Source organism: Rhizobium sp. T1470 (assembly GCF_042140505.1).
Lineage (GTDB): Bacteria > Pseudomonadota > Alphaproteobacteria > Rhizobiales > Rhizobiaceae > Rhizobium > Rhizobium favelukesii.
On sequence record NZ_CP148092.1, the window covers coordinates 550532 to 569182 of the forward strand.

Below are 18651 nucleotides of genomic sequence, written 5' to 3' on the forward strand. Positions count from 1 at the left end.
CAGCCCGCAGGGGCAAGGGCAGGGGGACCGCCGCGCTAGATGTAGCGCGACAGGAAGCTTCTGGTGCGAGGGTGCTGCGGGTTGCCGATTACGTCCTCCGGCTTGCCCTGTTCCACGACCTTGCCGCCATCCATGAAGACGACGCGGTCGGCCGCTTCCCGAGCAAATCCGATCTCGTGGGTGACGACGATCATCGTCAAACCCTGATTTGCAAGATCCCGCATGGTGGCGAGTACCTCGCCGACCAGCTCGGGGTCGAGTGCCGAGGTCGGCTCGTCGAAGAGCATCAGCTTCGGCTTGATGGCCAGCGCGCGGGCAATCGCCACGCGCTGTTGCTGGCCGCCGGAAAGCTGGCGCGGGTAGTTGTCGGCCTTGATCGAAAGGCCAACCCGTTCCAAAAGCCTCAGCGCATTTTCGGTCGCCGCCTTGCGGCTTTCGCCATGGACACCGACCGGCGCCTCGATGATGTTCTGCAGCGCTGTCATATGCGGGTAGAGGTTGAACTGCTGAAAGACCATGCCGATCTTGCGGCGCTGCAGGGCGATCGCTTGGTTCGACAGCTGCAGCAGCCGGTCCTTGTGCAGGCGGTAGCCGATCTGTTCGCCATCCACTTCGATCGAACCCTGGTTGATGGATTCGAGGTGGTTGATACAGCGCAGGAACGTCGACTTGCCGGAGCCGGAGGGTCCAAGGACGACGACGACCTCACCAGGCGCGACGTCGAGATCGATGCCCCTCAGCACTTCCAGGTCTGCGAAGGACTTATGGACATTGCGTGCCTTGACGAGAGGCTCGATGGTGGAGATCTCGTTCATGCGCCTGCCTCCGTTGCCTGTGCCATGACAGCCGCTTCCTTTGCAGCCTTGGCGGCGCCCGTGCGGCGATCGCCGCGGCTGTAGTAGCGCTCGATATAGGCCTGGCCGACGTTCAGGACCGACGTGATGAGCAGGTACCAGAGGACCGCGACGAGCAGCATCGGCACGATCTCGAAGGTGCGGTTGTAGATCGACTGAACCGAATAGAGCAGATCGGCCATGGCGATGACGCTGACAAGCGAGGTCGCCTTGATCATGCTGATCAGCTGGTTCCCGGTCGGCGGAACGATCGAGCGCATGGCCTGCGGAATGATGATGCGGCGAAGCGCGCGGATGCGCGTCATGCCGAAGGCCTCCGCCGTCTCGAACTGGCCCTTGTCCACCGAAAGCAGGCCACCGCGGATGATTTCCGCCATGTAGGCGGACTCATTGAGCGCAAGACCGGCGATCGCGGCCGTCATCGGGCTGATCACAGAGTTTGTATCCCAACTCATGAAGGTTGGGCCGAAGGGAATGCCGACCGACAGCGTCGGAAACAGAGTGGAAAGATTGTACCAAAAGATCAGCTGCACCAAGAGCGGCGTTCCGCGGAAGAACCAGATGAACAGCGAGGCGAGCGAACTCGCCAGCCGATCGCTAGACATTCTCGCGATGGCCAGCACGAGGCCGAGCGCGATGCCGATGATCATCGCGACGACCGTCAGGCCGAGCGAGACATAAAGGCCGCTGATGACGGTCGGGTCGAAGAAATATTGAGCGACGACCGGCCAGCCGAAATTCTCGTTATGCGCGACCGAAAAGGCCCAGTAGGCGGCGATCGCGAGCGTGATGACCCAAGCCGCGACGCGACCCTTGGGGAAGGGCTTGTGGGCGTGGGCCACGTCCCGGCTTCTCACATCGCCGGAGGGCGATGCGAGTATTTGCGTTTGTGTGCTCATTTCGGAAGCGTCCCACCGAGGTTGATGCCGGGCTCCTTGATCATGTTGTTCTCAAGGCCCCACTTCTTCATGATCGCGGCATAGGTGCCGTTGTCCATCAACACCTTGATCGCATCGCGCAGGACCGGGCCAAGCCGAGAGCCCTTCGCCACGACGGCGCCCTGATAGAGATCCTCGAAGCCGTTCTTCTGCCCGACGCCGGTCAGTTCCAGCTGGCCGTTAGCCTGCGAAACGAAATAGGTGAGCGGCGCCTGGGAGGAGAAGAAGGCATCCGAACGCTTGGAGCGGACGGCAAGGATCGAGCTCGGCTGGTCGGTGAAGGACTGCACCTCGATCGCGCCCTTGCCGTCGGCCTTGCACTTTTCGGCCTGCACCTGGATGACCTTTTCAGCCGAGCCTCCAGCCATGACCGCGAGGCGGTTGCCGCAGGCGGTGTCGAGCGAGGTGATGCCCTTGGGATTGCCCTTTTGCACCGAAAAGACAACAAATTCCTGCACCCAGTCGACGAAGTCGTTGGATTCTTCTCGGCTCTTGAAATCGCCGACGGGACCGAAGGCAAACTGGTAACGGCCGGAGTTGACGCCGGCCAGCAGCGCCGGCAGACCACCCACAGTCTCATGCTCGATCTTGACGCCGAGAACCTGGCCGAGTGCGTCGGTCAGATCGGCGCTGGCGCCGCTCATCTCGGTGCCTGTGACGATTTCATAAGGGGGAAATGAGCCGTTGTTGACGGAGATCATCTTGCCGGACGTGCGGATCGCTTCGGGCAATTGCGCATGAAGCGCGTCGTTGACGGAAAGCTTGGGCAGGGCCGCATCTTCAGCGAAGACCGTTCCCGAGATCACCACGCTCGTCAGAGCAAGGCATGCTATTTTCCTGATCGACATTTTTCCATTCCCCTGTTTGGTTCGACTGATGCGTTTCGTGTTGCGCTCACCCGATGCGGCTACCGTCCACATCGAAGGAGAAGAGGTCTTCCGGGGTGATCAGCTGCGGCAGGATGCCCTGGACGTGAAGCTCGTTGGCGAAGTCAGCGATCATCTTGCGATTGACCGCAAAGCCGCTGGCCTCCCAGCCGACTGGAAGCTCGGCCGCCGACTTCAACAGCTCGTCCATCATGAAGGGCGAGGTGTCCGCATATTTGCGGCGTTTGCTCAGCCATAGGCGCTGCGATTCATCGATCAGCTTGCTGAGTTCCTCGATCACCCACGGGTTCTGCGCGACGATGCCCGCTTTGATGCCGATCAGATGCATGCCGGGAACATAGCCCACATCATCGAAATATCGACGTTCGGCGCCTCTGAAATCGGAAACGACTTGCCGGAACGGCAGCCCTCCACCGAAGTAGCCGTCTGGCATGAAAGGGGTGAAGATCGCATCGAGGAAGCCTTCCTTGAGCAGATCGACCATGGGACGCTCGCCAGGAGCCGCTTCGATACGGCCGGGCCGGCCGAAGCCGTCGAGGCGATCGACGATCGGATGCGCTTCTGTCAGGCGGCCTGCATACCACATGGCATCCTCGACGCCGACGCCCTCGCGACGCAGAGCCGCTCTGGTCCAGGTATTTCCGGAGTCGCGCCATCCGGTCACGCCGATGCGCTTTCCGGCCAGCTGGCCGAGTTCGGTGATGGGGCCGTCCTTGCGGGTAATGATGCAGCGGTGACGGAAGCCGCGCATGATGAAGTTCGGAATGCCGACGATGCTCACGTCGCCGTCAATGCACAGCTGCGTATAGCGGCTGAAGGACATTTCGGCGACATCGTAGTCTTCGCTCTTGCCGAGATGCGTGAGCAATGTGCCGACCCGGTCGACCTTGATGTCAAGCTTGGGAGAGGAGACATCGCCGAGAACCAGGGGCGTCATGTAATCCCAGTCGCGGAGGGCAAGTCGGAGACTAAGGGGCATTGGCAGTCACTCGCAAAGACCTTGTTTTCTGAATAATTAAATGTTCAAATTTCTCCGATCAAATGTTATTATGTTATTGAACATTAAAAGTGGCGATTAAATGAGCGATACTGTTGATGCGGCTTGGTTTGCTCAAACATTGACCGATCGGACAATTCGAGGAATTGCGATTGAAACCAGTGCCTTAATCCGGGCCGGGGCACTTCCCGTCGGAACGAAGCTGCCGCCGATCCGCGATCTCGCCTTTGCGCTGGGGATCAGTCCGGCGACGATCTCCGAGGCCTGGAGCGAGCTAAGACGTCAGAAAATCATTACCGGCAGGGGACGGAATGGCACTTGGGTGAGCGGCGACCGTTTCGTGGCGAAGCCTGAACGGCTCGGCAGTTCCGGCCGTTATGGAGCCGATGTCCTCGACCTCACATCGGCAGTGCCGGATGTTCGGCTTTTGCCGAAACTTGCGGAAGCCATGGCCTATGGAGCCTCAGCGGAAAATCTCAACAGCTACGAGCGAAGCCGCATACTTCCGGAACTCGAAGAGGCTGTCCGAAAGACGTGGCCATACGAGCCTGAGGCATACCTGGCGACGAACGGGGGGTATAACGCGGTCTACACACTCATCCAGGCGCTCGTCATGCCCGGTGCATCTGTTGCAATCGAAGATCCGACCGCCATGCGCCTTCTTGATATTCTGGAAGACCGCGGCGTGCGGATCATTCCGGTCCAGTGCGATCGGGAAGGACCGCTGCCTTCGTCGCTGGAAGCTGCAATGAAGCTGCGGCCTGTCGCCTTCATTTTTCAGCCGAGGCTTCACTCGGTGACCGGTCAGAGCCTCAGCAGCGAGCGGTTGCAACGTCTCGGAGACATTCTCGAGGGCACGGACACGTTGATCGTCGAGGATGACGGCATAGCCGATATTTCCACGGCTCCACGTCACTCGCTCGGCGGCCGGTTTGCCGACCGGACAATTCACATTCTCTCCTATTCAAAGACGCATGGTCCGGATCTCAGACTTGCCGTCATGTCGAGCTCGCGTGCGATCGTTGAACAGATCCAGTCTTACCGTAGCTTCAGCGCCGGCTGGACAAGCCGCATCCTTCAGGCGGCCACCGCGTGGCTTCTGCGGGATCCCGCGACGCAAACCTCGCTGCAACGCTCTCGCGACATCTACTTCCAGCGTCGGGCCGATCTGGTTGATGCCCTGGTAGAGCGTGGGATCGAAGCGCAGCACGGCAGCGGCCTGTGCGCCTGGGTCCCGGTCGCATCGGAACCTTTTGGGATGGTCACCCTGGCGGCGCGAGGCATTGCGGTTCATCCCGGCGCCAAATTTTCTATTCTTCCAAGCGCACATCTTCGCGTAGCGACGGCCATGTTGTCTGATCGGGTAAACGACGTGGCGGAATCGATCGCCCTGGCGGCCAAACCAGGTTAGCTTCGTGATCGTCCTGCGAAGGAGTCGACTGTCCTTGAAGAGCGAGATCGATATCCAGAATCTGCGCTCGGAAGAGATCATCTCATCGTCCCGCCACAACCTCTCCTACAGCGAGCGCTATTTCGCCGAGAAGTTCGAGGGACACGATCTGACGAAAAACATCGGCTATAGCTGCGACGACGCCTTTTTATCGCCAAATCTCTGACAAGCGTTGTCGTGCGGATGGAGCCAGCGAGACTGATCGTGGCTCCATTGGCAAGCGCGAGCAGCCGAGCCTGACAGGCTGAACCTGGACGCAGCACACTTCCAATCCCAGCGGTGATCTACATTCGCCGAGAGGCCAAAATTGCATCACCAGCGATAGGGCCGTTTAGGATCCAATGACATGTCCGCGTTCCGCAGATTTGTCGACATGTCATGCTGAAATGTCGATGAAATTGCCTTTTATCGCCATATTGTCGCGAGCAAGGATCGCGACAAAAGGAAGGGCTACAAATCCGCGAATTTGCCAAGCTACGCCGAACCTGTCGCTCCGTTGCAGGTATTTCATTCCTACTGGCAGGGTAGCGGAACGAGCAGCGAGTGGAGCAACTTCATCGACAACTTCGCCTGCGACCAGACCTAGAGCGGGACGGTCGACAAAAACCAGCCAGGGCATCAACATAACGCCATCGGGCGAAAGCTTCTCTGAAATACCGGGAGACCGCCACGGCGTCAGCGAGAATGCCAGCGAGACCGAACCGGCGAAGCTACCGGCGGTCTCGTCGTCGATTCCGATCTGATGGACCTGACCATCCCGATCAAGAAGTAGGCGAAAGGGCCAGCTGCCGCCTGCGGCATCCGGCCCTTTTCCTGATCGTTGAAAGTCACTGCTGGTGAGCTCTGCTATGTTCGGCGAAGATCATTTCCTACCGCTCGTCCTGATCAACCTCATGGGGCTTGCCGGCATTCTCGTGTGGCACATTCAGGGGAGCAGCCGTCCGACCGGCCCCTGATCAGAGGTCATGCTGCATGATCCCATCACTCTAGGCTTTGTTCTGCTCCATCGCCAGTTCTGCCTGGAGGCTTTCGGTATCGCGGAAGATCGTGGCAACCGCCAGAACGCGTCCGCCGCGCTTGAAGCGCAGGAGGCAGTCCCTCGCGGCAACGTCCCCCTCGACCTCGATCGCGTCCCATTCCTCGGCATGGCCGACATAGTTGATCGGAATGTCGTAATGCTGGCTCCAGAAGAACGGCACATCCGTGAACTTCTTCCGGCGTCCGAGCATATTGAGGGCCGCGGCAGCCCCCTGCCGCTGCGCCACCACCCAGTGCTCCACCCTGATGTTCTCGCCGCTGTGAGGGTCGGGCCACCGCGCGATATCGCCGGCCGCATATATCCCTGGCACGCTGGTCTCGAGATAGGCATCGACCAGGACGCCCCGATCGGTGGCGAGACCGGCTGCTTTGGCGAGATCGACCCGCGGCCGCACGCCGATACCAGCAACGACGATGTCGGCGGCCAGGGTGCCGCCGCTGCTCAGCCGGACCTCGCTCGCGTCGATGCTCGCCGCAGTATCCCCGAGGTGGAAGACGACGCCATTTTCCTCATGCAGGGCGCGGATGAAGTCGCCCATCTGGGGGCCCAGAACCCGTCCCATCGGGCGTTCGTCGGGCGCCACCACATGCACTTTAACACCGCGGGTCCGAAGAGCGGCGGCAACCTCGAGGCCGATGAAGCTGGCGCCGAGCACGACAGCGTGCCGCGCCGCGCCGGTCTGCGCGATAATCCTGCGGCTGTCGGCAAGCGAGCGCAACGTGTGGACATGAGGCTGGCCGGCGCCGGGGATGGTCAGGCGCACCGGTTCGGCGCCGGTCGCGAGCAGCAATTTGTCGAAGGCGACCCGAGCTCCATCGGCGAGCACGACCTCGCTGGCACGGACATCGATGGCGGCAACCTTGGTTCCGAGGCGCAGGTCGATGCCGTTCCTGGCATAAAAGCCTTCCTTGCGCAGCGGGATCCAGTCTTCGGGCGCCTTGCCCGCGAGATAGTCCTTCGAAAGGTTTGGGCGGTCGACGGGCAGTGCCTCGTCGTCGCTAATCATGACGATGGCGCCCTGATATTGTACACGCCGCAATCTCTCGGCTGCGGCAAAGCCTGCCGCGCCACCGCCGACGAGGACGATCCTTTCTGGGAGCAGCCCGGCATTGTTTTGGCGCGGGGCGGGCGACTGTTTCTTTCGCTTCTCGCCAACGAGAATCCTTTCGCCGCGCTGCTCGACGGGCCAGCAAGCGAGCGGTGATAGCGCAGGCGCACCCAGGGCCTCTCCGGTGCGCAAGTCGAAGCAGGCGTGATGCCAGGGGCAGCGGACGCCGTACTCGGCCACGAGACCGTCGACCAGCGGCCCGCCATAGTGCGAACAGGTGGCAGCGACGGCGAATATCTCTGCGCCGCGACGCACCAGAAGCACGGGCTCGCCGTCGCGATGGCCGACCAGCTTGCCGCCATCGGGAAGATCGGTGAGCGCAATGCCGAGGGCAAGATCGGGCCCGCTCGGGTCTGAACGGTTATCCGCCATATTCTTCTCCCTCAAAGGCGGCTGCCGGTGTCGTCCCTTGCGACACTCGGCTGCCCAGAAGCAAGCTTCCCTTCAATTTTCCGCTATTCCAACTCTTAGGCAAATGAATTTGGTGTGCAGTTGAGTGGAATTTTCCTGATGAAGTCAGGTGCGGTCGCTCTCGCAGTACAAATGAACGGCATCGATTTCGGGCTGAGGGAGCCGTCCCTACACTGCCGCGATCCAGCGACAACGCCGCGAAAAGTGTAGGCTCGGCGAAATGGTCGGTGGTCGCAATGTTTGTGCCATCGCACCGCCACCCGTCCAATCAAGATCACCAATTACCGCGACAGCATCTTTCGTCCCCCTTACGGCTGTCGGAGGCGGCCAAAGGAGGCAGCCCGATAGCGAGCTTTCGGGCAACGACACCATCGCGGATCACATGGAACGTCGTCAGTAGAAATGCCTTCATTTTACCGCTCTTGTCTCAGGAAGCTGTTGTTTCGGCCTTGGCACGGAGATAGTTTCGCCAACCGCCGAAGTCGGTGATATCCAGCGCATCAACAATGGCATGGGCTTCGCACAGGAAGCCCGAGACCGCGGTGCCGTCATCCAGTGAGATCTTGCCGATGCCAAGCGGTGCAGGGATTTTCTGGACGAAGCGACCGAAGGCTTCGGGTGACAGTGCCCAGACCTCGACCTCCACACCCTTGCCCGCAAAGCTTGGATCGCGCACCAATCCTGGTTTGGGGGGGACGGTTCCAGACAGCGCGAAGAGACGGTAGTCGCCCGCCGTTCGGCAAGTTTTCAGCCGGTATCCGCCCGAAGAGGCGAGTTCGTGGTTGAGCGGCATGCCGCTCAGATGTGCCCCGACGACGACGATCGGCACCGAGCCGTCATCGGCTTGCGGCACACGACTTGCCTCGGGGATTTTGGCCACACGATCCTTGCCCATTCCCGCATTCAACGTCCGGTGCATGGCGTCGGCGAATGAGGCAAGGGCATCGTCGGTAAACGCCGGGCCGATCAGTGTCACACCGGCCGGCAGGTGGCCGTGCGCGTCAAAACCGGCCGGAACGGCGATTGCCGCGCAATCGAGCAGATTGACGAAGTTGGTGTATCGCCCGAAATGACCGTTTTTCACGATTGGATCCGCCTTCATCTCTTCGACCGTGTAGGTGGTCGGCGAGGTCGGCAGCATCAGGATATCCGCCTTCCCCCACTCTTCCCTGGTCTTCTGGCGTAGCGCTTCGAGCTTGTATCGGCCCTCGAAGGCGTCAACGGCGTCGTAGGCTTTGGCGCCCTCGATGATGGTGTGCACGGTGGGATCGAAGTCGCCGGCGTTCGTTGCGAGAAAATCCTTCACGGCCGCCAGCCGTTCGGCGACCCAGGGGCCGTTGTAGAGCAGTTCGGCCGCCTGCCGGAACGGCGCATAGTCGAAGGCAACGATGGTGGCGCCGAGCACGCGTGCTCTTTCGATTGCGGCGTCATAGAGGGCTTCGACCTGCCTGTTGCCGAAGAATTCCCGCTCGGCCCCGTCAAGCACGCCGATCCGGAGGCCCGAGGCGGGCAGGCTGGCGGGAGCCGCTTTGCGCGAGAACGGATCGGCGGCGTCATAGCCTTCCATCACCTTGCGGATCGCAACGCCATCGCCAACCGTCGCGGCAAAAATGGTGACGACGTCGACGCTGCGGCAGGCAGGCACGACGCCGACGTTCGGCACCAGCCCAGGCGTCGGCTTGATGCCAACGAGATTGTTGAAGGCCGCCGGCACGCGGCCGGAACCGGCCGTGTCGGTGCCGAGCGCGAAGCTCGCCAGGCCCGAAGCGACGGCAACCGCCGAGCCCGAACTCGAGCCGCCCGACACATAGTCCTTGTCGAAAACCGAGCGCGGCGCGCCGTGGGGCGAGCGCGTGCCGTTGAGGCCGGTGGCGAACTGGTCGAGATTGGTCTTGCCGATCACCAGCGCGCCGGCGGCTTTGAGCCGTGCCACCACCGTTGCGTCCATGTCGGGATGATAGGCGAAGGCCGGGCAGGCGGCCGTCGTCGGAAGCCCGGCCACATCGATATTGTCCTTGACCGCAAAAGGGATGCCCCAGAGCGGAAGACTGTTGGGATTGGGCGCGCGGGCCATCAGCGCCTTGGCGGCGTCGCGCAGCATATCGTCCGGCGTCGGCATGATGAAGATCGCCGGATCGTCGGAAGCATTGCGGCGGATGATCACTTCCTCGACGAGATCGAGAGGTGACAATCCCGATGCATAGGTGGATTTGAGCGAAGCGAGATCGAGAATAGCAGGGAGCATCAGATTTCCTCCAAGACGACGAGGACATCGCCGGCTTTCACGTTGCGGCCGGGGCCCGCGCGCAGATCGCGGACGCGCCCGGCGGCATGGGCGGTCACATTGATTTCCATCTTCATGGATTCGATGATGGCAAGCGTCTCGCCGGAGGCGACCGGCTGGCCTTCTTCGACGAGGATCTTCCAGACGTTGCCGGGCACGGCGCTTTCGATGCCGAAGCAGCCTTCTGGAATATCGCCCCCAAGCCCAGGACCGGTGCCGGCCTCGTCGACGACAAAACTGTCGAGGCCGAAATCCTTCCAGCGCTGGCGTTCGGCCTCGAAGGCCAATTGCTGGTTGGCCTTAAAGGCGCCGATGGCCTGCGCGTTGACGGCAAGCTCCGCTTCATAGGCCGCATAGCTGAATTCGGTCTCCTCGATGCGGATCGGATAGCCGCCGTGAGGGAAGGCGGCGCGCGCCTCGGTCAGTTCCTCATGGCTCACGGGGAAGAAGCGGATCTGATCGAAGAAGTCGAGCAGCCAGGGCTTTTCCTTGGAAAAGACTGGCGTCTGGTGCCAGGTGTTCCAGACCTGGATCGTGCGGCCGAAAAGCTGATAGCCGCCCGGACCTTCCATGCCGTAGATACACATATAGGCGCCGCCGATGCCGACGGCGTTTTCCGGCGTCCAGGTTCGGGCCGGATTATATTTGGTCGTCACCAGACGATGGCGCGGGTCCATCGGTGTGGCCACCGGCGCGCCGAGATAGACGTCGCCGAGCCCGAGGACGATATAGCTGGCGTCGAAGACGATGTTGCGCACCGCCTGTTCGTCGGCCAGGCCGTTGATGCGGCGGATGAACTCGATATTCGACGGGCACCATGGCGCATTGGGGCGGACAAGCTCCTGGTATTTGCGCATCGCAAGTTCGGCGTCGGGATCGTTCCAGGAGAGCGGCAGATGCACGACCCGGCTCGGGACCTTCACCGCCTGCGCCGGCGGCAGGCAAGCCTCGATCTCGGTCAAGAGGCCAACGAGGCGCGTGCGGGTAAGACCGGTTCCATCATAGTGGATCTGCAGCGACCGTATGCCGGGCGTGAGATCGACGAGCCCCGGAAGCTTCGCGTCCGTGATCGCCTGCATCAGCAGATGCACGCGCAGGCGCAGCGCGATATCGAGCTGCATCGGTCCGTACTCGACCAGCAGATTGTCGTCGCCCTGGCGGCGATAGACCACGGGGACCGGTCCCACCTCGTTGCGTCCGATGATCGCGGCACCGGCATCGTCGCCGATGCGCTTCACCATCGGCCCGGCGATCGGGTCCTCGGCGCGTTTTAGAGCACGGAAGCGGATCTTGTCGCCCGGTTTGAACTGACCCATCTTCCATTGCTCGTCGCGAGCAATCACCGCCGGGCAGACGAAGCCGCCGAGGCTTGGGCCGTCGGGGCCGAGAATGATCGGCATGTCGCCGGTGAAGTCGATTGCGCCCACCGCATAGGCATTATCGTGCAGGTTGGATGGATGAAGTCCCGCTTCGCCGCCGTCGGCGCGCGCCCATTTTGGCGCGGGGCCGATCAGGCGCACGCCGGTGCGGGCGCTGTTGAAATGAACCTCGTATTCGGTGGCAAACAGCGTTTCGATATCTTCCTCCAGAAAGAAATCGGGAGCGCCATGGGGACCGTAGAGCACGCCGACCTCCCAGTCGCGCGTGAGCCGGACTGGCTCATTAGCCGGCTTTGATACTGACTGCGGAACACGCGCCAGCCGCAGCACATGTCCGGCGCGAAGCGTTCCCGTGGCATGACCACCGAACTTGCCCAGGCCGAAGGTTGCGCGCGAACCGAGCACTTCCGGGGCCGCGAACCCGCCCGCGACGGCGAGATAGGAGCGCTGCCCGGCACCGGCGATCGCCCCGATCGCAAGCGTTTGGCCCGCCTTTACGAGGATTGCCATGCCGTGCTGAACCGGCGTGCCGTCGAGTGTCATCGGCATTTGTGCGCCGGCCAGTGCGACCGTGACATCCGAGAAGAATTTGAGCACAGGGCCGGAGACGGTAATCTCGAGTGCCGCCGTTTCGTCGGCGTTTCCGAGCACCCGGTTGGCATGGCGGAAGGATCGTTCGTCCATCGGTCCGCTTGGCGGCACCCCGACATGCCAGAGACCCAGCCGTCCGGGCAGTTCCTGCAGGCTCGATTGAGCGCCCGGCGCTATTACTTCGACGACATCCGGCACGAAGACAAAATCCTTGAGTGCCGTCGTTGCCACATTGCCGCTCGCCAGCAGATCGGAAGCCGCGATCGCTTTCAGATAATCGAGATTGGTCTCGATCCCGGAAATCGCGCTGTCCTCGAGCGCCTTGCCGAGTGCCTCGATTGCGGCGGGGCGATCCTTAGCCTTCACGATCACCTTGGCAAGCATGGGATCGTAATAGGAGCTTACCTCTGTGCCCGTCTCGATCCAACCGTCGACACGCACGTTTTCGGGAAAGACAACCTCGGTCAGAAGTCCAGCACTTGGCCTGAACCCGGCATGCGGCATTTCGGCATAGATGCGCGCCTCGATGGCAGCACCCTTGGGAACGAGATTCTCCTTGCCGGCGAGCACGTCTTCGCCCGCGGCCTGGCGGATCATCCACTCGACGAGATCGATGCCGAAGACCGCTTCGGTGACCGGATGCTCGACCTGCAGCCGGGTGTTGACCTCAAGGAAATAAAATTCCTCGCCAGCCGGATCATAGATGAATTCGACCGTTCCCGCCGACCGGTAGTGGGCGGAGGCGCCGAGGGCGACGGCCGCTGCATGCAGGCGGGTTCGAACGGCGTCGGACAACCCCGGCGCTGGCGTCTCCTCGATCACCTTCTGGTTCCGGCGCTGCAAAGAGCAGTCGCGTTCGCCAAGTGCGATCACCCGGCCATTGCCGTCGCCGAAAATCTGCACTTCGACATGGCGGGCCCTGGCGACAAAGCGTTCAAGATAGACGCGGGCATCGCCGAAGCTTGCGCGCGCGGTACGCTGCACGCTCTCGAAGGCTGCCTTCAGGCTTTCGGGGTTGTCGCAAAGCTGCATGCCGATGCCACCGCCGCCGGCGGTCGATTTCAGCATCAGCGGATAGCCGATGTCGGTCGCGGCCGTGAGCGCGTCGTCGCTCGTCTCCAACAGTGTGCTGCCGCGAAGTAGCGGCACACCGCTTTCGCGCGCCAGCTCGCGGGCAGTATGTTTCAGCCCGAAGGCGGCGATATTGCCGGGCGTCGGGCCGATGAAGGCAATGCCTTCCTTCGCCAGCCGCTCGGCAAAGCCGATATTCTCCGACAGGAAGCCGTAGCCCGGATGCACGGCTTCGGCACCGGTCGCCTTGCAGGCAGCGATGACGGCGTCGACGTCGAGGTAGCTTTCGGACGCCGGTGCCGGACCGAGCCGTACCGCCTCGTCCGCCATCAGTACAGCCTTGGAAAAGCGGTCGGCTTCCGAATAGACGGCGACGGAGGCAATACCCATGCGCTGCAACGTCTTGATGATCCGGACAGCGATTTCGCCCCGGTTTGCGATCAGAACCTTCTTGAACATGTCAGACCTCGCTGTCCCAGACCAGCACTCGGATCGGTGTCGGATCAAAACCGTTGCAAGGATTGTTGATCTGCGGGCAATTGGAGATGACGAGCAGGACATCCATTTCCGCTTTCAGCTCCACATAGTCGCCCGGTGCGGAAATCCCGTCGACGATCGTCATCTCGCCGCTCGGCTCGATGGGTACGTTCATGAAGAAATTGATGTTGGGGACGACATCGCGCTTGCTCATGCCGTGCCTGCATACTTCGAGAACGAAATTGTCCCGGCAGGCATGGAGATATTTGGTGCCATTGCCGAAGCGGACTGTATTACTCTCGCAGGAGCAGGCGCCGGCTGAGGTATCGTGGCGACCGCAACTGTCGGCGGCCATGGTCAGCATCACCCGGCCTTCATTGGAGATGATTTTGGTGCCGGTCGAGATATAGGCTGCGCCCTGTTCGCGCATCGTGTCCTGGTTGGAATAGCGCTCGCAATAGTCTTCCGCGCTATAGAAGAGGGTGTCGATCGCCTGCTGGCCGTATGTGTCCTCGATGCGCAACATCTGGCCCTTGCGGATAACCGTCGAGAACGGTGCTTCGGCGGCAATGAAGTGATCCTGCACGGCGTTCTCGAGCGTGCGGAAGGGTGCTGTCTGGATGAAATCGGTCATGGTCTTGCTCCCCTCACAATGCCGCCAGCGTGTTGTTTTCAAAACCGCGTACGGCTTCAGCAGTCGCGGTCCGGCAAAGGTCGTCGGCAGGAGGCTCGACCGCTGCGACGCGGGTGACGGTCACCGGATTCGGCCGGTAAACCTTGTCCGGATCGAACGGGTGAGGGCAGTTGGAAAAGCCGACGATCATATCCATCTCGGCGCGCAGCTCGACATAATCGCCTCCATGCAGAAGTTCCGGCTTCCACAGGAAGGCGCCGTCCTGATCGACGCGGACGGGGGCAAAGAGCGCCAGCGCCGGCGGAATGTCACGCTTGTCGAACCCGGCCTTGGTCGCAAGCAGGATCAAGTTGTCACGGGTATTGCGCGTGCCGTCTGCGTATTTTGCCGCGTTCGACGCAGAGGTCGAGCCGCCCATCAGTCCATCATGGGCGCCGCAGGAGTCTTCCGTCACCGAAAACATCACCCGGCCCATGTCGGAGAAGATCACCCGGCCCTTGCCGAGAGCAGTCGTCCACTGCACCTTCACCGTGTCAGGCAGATTCAGCCGCTCGCTCGTATCGGCAGCGCTCCAGGCGACGAGGGAGATCGTCGAGAAGCCGTGATCGAGGCTGACGCGTAACACTTCGTTCTTCTTGACACGGGTCGACCAGTACCAGCCCCCGGGGATCACTTCGCGGTGGACGATCTTGTCGGGCGCGATCTCGGGCGCAGGCAATCGGCTTGCTCCCGGTAAGGCCTTCGGCGCGAATTCGAGCCCCTTCCTTTGATGTTCCTCGTAGCGCGCGCGGTTGGCGGCTATTTCTTCCGGCGAACGTCTGACATGTGTCACGGTTGGATTTCTCCTGACGAAGCCAGGTCGTCCCGGCAATGCCCCAGGGAAGCGACCGGGCCGTCCCGGTCGGGGCTGAAGATCGATGGCGTGCCGGCAAGGCGTGGCGGCCAGATGGAAATGTCCTTGGTGATGGTTGCGCCGTAGCGCTCCTTTTCCTCTGGACGGTCGCGGCGACGCTCGAAGGCGACGACGCGCGTCGCAAGCGTGAAGGCCTCGCGCATGTCGTGCGTCACCATGACGACGGTCATCTGCGTTTCGTGCCAGAGCCGCTTCATCAGTGCGTGGATTTCGGCGCGGATGCCCGGATCAAGCGCGCCGAAAGGCTCGTCGAGTAGCAACACCTTCGGCTTCATGATAAGGGCCTGCGCCAGCGCCAGGCGCTGCTGCATGCCGCCCGAAAGCTGCGCCGGATATTTGTCCTCGGCGCCGGAAAGGCCGACTTCGCCGATCAGCCGCCGGGCTTCGTCGACCGCGCGGCGACGGGCAGTACCGAAAAGCTTAGCCTTATAGCGGGAAGCGGAGAATTCGCGACCGAGCAGTACGTTGCCGAGTACGCTCAGATGCGGAAACACCGAGTAGCGCTGGAAGACAACGCCGCGGTCCGGCCCGGGCTCGGGCGGCAGCGGTTCGCCGTCGAGCAGGATTGCGCCCCGGGTCGGCCGCTCCTGGCCGAGCAGCATGCGCAGGAACGTCGTCTTCCCACAGCCGGACGGACCGACGAGGGCGACGAAGGCACGCGAGGCAACTGTCAGCGACACATCCTCAAGCACGATCTGGTCGCCATATTCCTTCCAGACCTTTTCGATCACCAGTTCGCTCATGCCTGCTTCTCCAACTCCGACCAAGGGAAGAGAGCGATCCGGATGCGATCGAGGATATAATTCATGACCACGGCGAGCAGCGTGATCCAGACGACATAGGGAAAGATGATGTCCATCGAGAGATAACGGCGCACGAGGAAGATACGGTAGCCGAGGCCGGAATCCGACGAGATTGCCTCGGCTGCAATCAGGAATAGCCAGGCGGGACCGAGCTGAAGTCTGAGGCAGGTGATCAGTCGCGGAAGGATCTGCGGCAGAACGACGCGAAGGCCGATCTGCCAGGAAGAGCCGCCGAGCGATTCAGCCTTGACGATCTGTTCGCGCGGCAGTTCCAGCGCCTTCAGCGCAAGGTCGCGGATCATCGTCGGCGCAACGCCGATGACGATGAGCGCGATCTTGGAGGCTTCCCCAAGCCCCATGGCGATGAAGAGGATCGGCAGCAGCGCCAGCGGCGGCACCATGGAGATCACGGCGACGAAAGGCGAAAGCAGCGCTCGCAGATAAGGCAGCATGCCGATCAGCATGCCAATGACGAGCGCAGTGACGGTCGAAATGCCGAGGCCTGCAAACAGGCGCACCAGGCTCGCCCCCGTATCGGACCAGAGCAGGTATTCGCCTGTGCGCGGATCAGCGACGAAGGCCAGGCGATCGATCGCCTCGGCAAAACCTGTAAGACCGGGCAGCAGCTTGTCATTGGCGTTTTCCGCCAGCCGCGCCGCCGAGCCAAAAGTGTAGCTAACGATCAGCAGCAAGAAGGGCAGCAGCATCAAGGCAAGCTGCGCACCTCGGCTCGGCCTCGTGTTGATCCAACGCATAGGGAAGCTCCGCAGATGAAGAATGGCGGCGCGGGCAAGGCCACGCCGCTGCTTAAACGTCGCTCAGAGCGAACCGTCGGCGGCTGCTTTCATGTGGGTCTCGGTGAAGCGCAGCTTGACGTTGCCACTGTCGCCGAGAATCTTGCCGTCCGGCATTTCGATGCCGATCACGTCCGCGGACGGCGCGCCATTGCCAAGCAAGCCCTTCTCGAACAGGAAGTTGCGGACGAGATCCATCGTCTTCGGCAGGCTCCCAGATGCGGTAAAAGCGACAGCATCGGCCGGCTTGGCAAACAGTTTGGTGGCCGCAAGCTGGGACTCGAAACCCTTGAGATCGGTGCCCGATGCCGAACCCATCGCCTCGCGCGCGGCTTTGCCGTCGGCGCTGTCGGCAGTCAGGAGGGCTGCGGTCTCATACCAGATACCGGCAAGCGCCTTGCCGAAATTCGGATTGTCCTTCAGCACGCCCGTATTGGCGGCCATCAGGTCGATGATCTCGCCCGGCACCTGCGAACTATCGAACACCTTCTTGGCGGAGGGGTCCTCGAGAATGGTCGAGACCAGCGGGTTCCAGGTAACGACTGCGGTCACGTCAGCTGTCTTATAGGCGGCGACCATGTCGGCATCGGAGGTGTTGACCACCTTCACGTCGCGCTCGGTCATCTTGCTGCTCTCGAGCGCGCGGGCAAGCAGATAGTGCGAGACGGAAAATTCGACGAGATTGACGTTCTGGCCCTTGATGTCGGCAAGCGCGCTCTTGTCCTTGAGAATGACGGCATCATTGCCGTTCGAGAAGTCGCCGACAATGACGGCCGTCGTATCGACGCCGCCGGCGGCCGGGATCGAGAGACCGTCCATATTGGTGAGCGTCACAGCATCGAAGGCGCCGGCCGTATACTGGTTCATCGATTCGACGTAGTCGTTGAACTGCGTGACCTCGATCTTGATGCCGTATTTATCGGCCCATTTCTTGACGATGCCGTGATCGGCCGCATAACCCCAGGGCATCCATCCGACATAGATCGACCAGGCAACCTTGAACTCGGTCTTCTGCGCGGCATCGGCGGAGGTGCCAAAGCCAAGCATCAGGGAAGCTGACAGGGCGGTGATGGAAAGAAGCTTCGAAAAAGTCTGCATTTGAAATTCCCCTTTTGCTTTTTTTCAAAAAGGGATCGGCAAAGACCATCGCGCCGCCAATCCCTTGGCTTACGAGGTCTCCCGGGCTTTTGTCCCGCCGTGCATCCAGTGGGATTTCTCCCCACCAGCGGCAGCTCTCGGACCAGCACGCTTTTTGAAGCGCCGGAACCCTAGCCACCAACTCAGCAATTTCGAAGCAAGAGGCGTGCCAAATTATAAACTATTGATTTCTATCATTTCTGTTCGCGCAAGAATCTAGGACTGTCTACAGTTGATAGCATCTGCTCAATGTTTGAGCACTGATCGGCGAGGATGTAACCGGAAAACTCTAACCAAAAACGGTCCAGTTTGAAGGGTTCAGATCAATATATCCCGAATTGATGCAAGGCCGCTCTCCGCCTCGCGGAGGTGACATCGGGGAATGGACGCGGCTATGCGCTTTAAGCGACCCCGACACCGGGATGGCGACATTCCTCGGGATTCTTAAGGTCGTTGACTAAACTCCGCAGGGTACTATCGGGGGCCAAAGTGGAGAGCGTAAACTCGAAGCGCGGCCTTCGTGCCACTAACTGGCCCGTCACCATTTTAAGGGACTCCACAATATCGTTGGTCCGAAGAATAAGAGGCCGCCTGCGGCATCGTCGTAGACCACGGCGGGTGGCTATGGCATCGGCCTCGACTATGCCCGCGAAATGATCAAGCCTGCGTGAGGATCGCGAACAATGCCCTTGCAATTCGATGCTACCGACTGCCAGATCGTCCCGGCCAGGACGCTCGCCGAGCTCAAGGACGGCGAGATCAGGACATAAAAGTCGGGGCAGGAGGCGAGGTTCGTTGCACAATGAGGCCCGTTCATAGAATCGGTATGCCTGCCTGCTCTGATTTGAAGTGCTGTTTGCGAACGAAAGGACAAGGAGCTATGG

The 18651-nt window shown here is 61.4% G+C and carries 15 protein-coding genes and 1 riboswitch; of the genes, 2 read left to right on the plus strand and 13 right to left on the minus strand.

The window, feature by feature from the left end:
• Positions 1-35: 35 nt before the first annotated feature.
• Genes WGT02_RS23825 through WGT02_RS23840 form a run of 4 tightly spaced genes read right to left on the minus strand, consistent with a single transcriptional unit; the run spans position 36 to position 3658 of the window.
• Positions 36-815, minus strand: coding sequence for an amino acid ABC transporter ATP-binding protein (locus WGT02_RS23825; protein ID WP_024316041.1), 780 nt, complete (start codon positions 813-815; stop codon positions 36-38).
• A complete protein-coding gene (locus WGT02_RS23830) occupies positions 812-1753 on the minus strand; it encodes an amino acid ABC transporter permease (RefSeq protein WP_024316042.1) in 942 nt (313 codons plus the stop codon). Before WGT02_RS23830 ends, WGT02_RS23825 begins: the two co-directional genes overlap by 4 nt.
• A complete protein-coding gene (locus WGT02_RS23835) occupies positions 1750-2640 on the minus strand; it encodes an ABC transporter substrate-binding protein (RefSeq protein ID WP_208247067.1) in 891 nt (296 codons plus the stop codon). Before WGT02_RS23835 ends, WGT02_RS23830 begins: the two co-directional genes overlap by 4 nt.
• A 46-nt stretch (positions 2641-2686) precedes the next feature.
• Positions 2687-3658 (minus strand): nitrate ABC transporter substrate-binding protein, encoded by a 972-nt coding sequence (locus tag WGT02_RS23840; RefSeq protein WP_208247069.1) that lies wholly within the window; start codon positions 3656-3658, stop codon positions 2687-2689.
• Positions 3659-3758: 100 nt separating this feature from the next.
• Here WGT02_RS23840 and WGT02_RS23845 point away from each other — a divergent pair, with 100 nt between their 5' ends.
• Positions 3759-5087, plus strand: coding sequence for a PLP-dependent aminotransferase family protein (locus tag WGT02_RS23845; protein ID WP_024316044.1), 1329 nt, complete (start codon positions 3759-3761; stop codon positions 5085-5087).
• A 34-nt stretch (positions 5088-5121) separates the two neighbouring features.
• Positions 5122-5292 carry a hypothetical protein gene (locus WGT02_RS23850; protein WP_176703589.1) on the plus strand — a complete coding sequence of 57 codons (171 nt, stop codon included), beginning with the start codon at positions 5122-5124 and terminating at the stop codon, positions 5290-5292.
• Positions 5293-5502: 210 nt separating this feature from the next.
• On the opposite strand, the gene WGT02_RS23855 is transcribed toward WGT02_RS23850, so the two are convergent.
• The 9 genes from WGT02_RS23855 to WGT02_RS23895 form a co-directional block, all read right to left on the minus strand.
• Positions 5503-5745, minus strand: coding sequence for a hypothetical protein (locus WGT02_RS23855; protein WP_162392088.1), 243 nt, complete (start codon positions 5743-5745; stop codon positions 5503-5505).
• Positions 5746-6112: 367 nt separating this feature from the next.
• The gene (locus WGT02_RS23860) at positions 6113-7645 is read right to left on the minus strand and encodes an FAD-dependent oxidoreductase (protein ID WP_024316046.1); all 1533 of its coding nucleotides are present in this window, start codon (positions 7643-7645) and stop codon (positions 6113-6115) included.
• 466 nt (positions 7646-8111) lie between these two features.
• Positions 8112-9929: an allophanate hydrolase gene (gene atzF / locus WGT02_RS23865; RefSeq protein ID WP_208247071.1), complete on the minus strand. Its 1818-nt coding sequence runs from the start codon at positions 9927-9929 to the stop codon at positions 8112-8114.
• Positions 9929-13468 carry an urea carboxylase gene (gene uca / locus WGT02_RS23870; RefSeq protein WP_208247073.1) on the minus strand — a complete coding sequence of 1180 codons (3540 nt, stop codon included), beginning with the start codon at positions 13466-13468 and terminating at the stop codon, positions 9929-9931. The genes atzF and uca overlap by 1 nt, the downstream gene beginning before the upstream one ends.
• Before the next feature lies 1 nt (position 13469).
• Positions 13470-14120 carry an urea amidolyase associated protein UAAP2 gene (locus WGT02_RS23875; RefSeq protein WP_024316049.1) on the minus strand — a complete coding sequence of 217 codons (651 nt, stop codon included), beginning with the start codon at positions 14118-14120 and terminating at the stop codon, positions 13470-13472.
• Positions 14121-14133: 13 nt separating this feature from the next.
• Positions 14134-14952 carry an urea amidolyase associated protein UAAP1 gene (locus tag WGT02_RS23880; RefSeq protein WP_024316050.1) on the minus strand — a complete coding sequence of 273 codons (819 nt, stop codon included), beginning with the start codon at positions 14950-14952 and terminating at the stop codon, positions 14134-14136.
• Positions 14949-15776: an ABC transporter ATP-binding protein gene (locus WGT02_RS23885; protein WP_208247075.1), complete on the minus strand. Its 828-nt coding sequence runs from the start codon at positions 15774-15776 to the stop codon at positions 14949-14951. Before WGT02_RS23885 ends, WGT02_RS23880 begins: the two co-directional genes overlap by 4 nt.
• Positions 15773-16591: an ABC transporter permease gene (locus tag WGT02_RS23890; RefSeq protein WP_208247077.1), complete on the minus strand. Its 819-nt coding sequence runs from the start codon at positions 16589-16591 to the stop codon at positions 15773-15775. The genes WGT02_RS23885 and WGT02_RS23890 overlap by 4 nt, the downstream gene beginning before the upstream one ends.
• A gap of 63 nt (positions 16592-16654) precedes the next feature.
• The gene (locus WGT02_RS23895; RefSeq protein WP_208247079.1) at positions 16655-17728 is read right to left on the minus strand and encodes a putative urea ABC transporter substrate-binding protein; all 1074 of its coding nucleotides are present in this window, start codon (positions 17726-17728) and stop codon (positions 16655-16657) included.
• Between the two features lie 76 nt (positions 17729-17804).
• Positions 17805-17913, minus strand: a riboswitch (guanidine-I (ykkC/yxkD leader).
• Between the last annotated feature and the right edge of the window lie 738 nt (positions 17914-18651).

Bases quoted from the DNA above. Each gene is read 5' to 3' on its own strand.
- atzF (WP_208247071.1), bottom strand. From the start codon at position 9,929: ATGCTCCCTGCTATTCTCGATCTCGCTTCGCTCAAATCCACCTATGCA.
- WGT02_RS23825 (WP_024316041.1), bottom strand. From the start codon at position 815: ATGAACGAGATCTCCACCATCGAGCCTCTCGTCAAGGCACGCAATGTC.
- WGT02_RS23855 (WP_162392088.1), bottom strand. From the start codon at position 5,745: ATGCCCTGGCTGGTTTTTGTCGACCGTCCCGCTCTAGGTCTGGTCGCA.
- WGT02_RS23840 (WP_208247069.1), bottom strand. From the start codon at position 3,658: ATGCCCCTTAGTCTCCGACTTGCCCTCCGCGACTGGGATTACATGACG.
- uca (WP_208247073.1), bottom strand. From the start codon at position 13,468: ATGTTCAAGAAGGTTCTGATCGCAAACCGGGGCGAAATCGCTGTCCGG.
- WGT02_RS23885 (WP_208247075.1), bottom strand. From the start codon at position 15,776: ATGAGCGAACTGGTGATCGAAAAGGTCTGGAAGGAATATGGCGACCAG.
- WGT02_RS23830 (WP_024316042.1), bottom strand. From the start codon at position 1,753: ATGAGCACACAAACGCAAATACTCGCATCGCCCTCCGGCGATGTGAGA.
- WGT02_RS23845 (WP_024316044.1), top strand. From the start codon at position 3,759: ATGAGCGATACTGTTGATGCGGCTTGGTTTGCTCAAACATTGACCGAT.
- WGT02_RS23890 (WP_208247077.1), bottom strand. From the start codon at position 16,591: ATGCGTTGGATCAACACGAGGCCGAGCCGAGGTGCGCAGCTTGCCTTG.
- WGT02_RS23860 (WP_024316046.1), bottom strand. From the start codon at position 7,645: ATGGCGGATAACCGTTCAGACCCGAGCGGGCCCGATCTTGCCCTCGGC.
- WGT02_RS23835 (WP_208247067.1), bottom strand. From the start codon at position 2,640: ATGTCGATCAGGAAAATAGCATGCCTTGCTCTGACGAGCGTGGTGATC.
- WGT02_RS23895 (WP_208247079.1), bottom strand. From the start codon at position 17,728: ATGCAGACTTTTTCGAAGCTTCTTTCCATCACCGCCCTGTCAGCTTCC.
- WGT02_RS23875 (WP_024316049.1), bottom strand. From the start codon at position 14,120: ATGACCGATTTCATCCAGACAGCACCCTTCCGCACGCTCGAGAACGCC.